Source organism: Peribacillus muralis, assembly GCF_001439925.1.
Classification (GTDB): domain Bacteria; phylum Bacillota; class Bacilli; order Bacillales; family DSM-1321; genus Peribacillus; species Peribacillus muralis.
This window is the reverse complement of record NZ_LMBV01000096.1, coordinates 1-208: the sequence shown is the minus strand read 5'-3', so window position 1 is coordinate 208 and position 208 is coordinate 1. Positions and strand designations below refer to the sequence as shown.

Annotated in this window: 1 pseudogene; it reads right to left on the bottom strand. The window is 41.3% G+C overall.

The annotated features are described in order from the left end of the window. Window positions 1-208 (bottom strand): annotated as a pseudogene (locus tag ASU00_RS24230) (IS110 family transposase); the annotation flags it as partial.

Below are 208 nucleotides of genomic sequence, written 5' to 3'. Positions count from 1 at the left end.
CATCATTCGTTGATGAGGATTCACATACCCATTCAGGGCAAGGATTAAATCATCTTTTTTCTTCTTCATCGAACGTCGCGCAAAGTTTGCTAGTTTCTCAGGATCATCCTCACCAATTGCGATCGCATGAAGCATGTCATTTGATGAAACGCCCATAATATCCGATACGACAGAGCCTAATTTGATATTTGCACCTTCAAGCACCTTT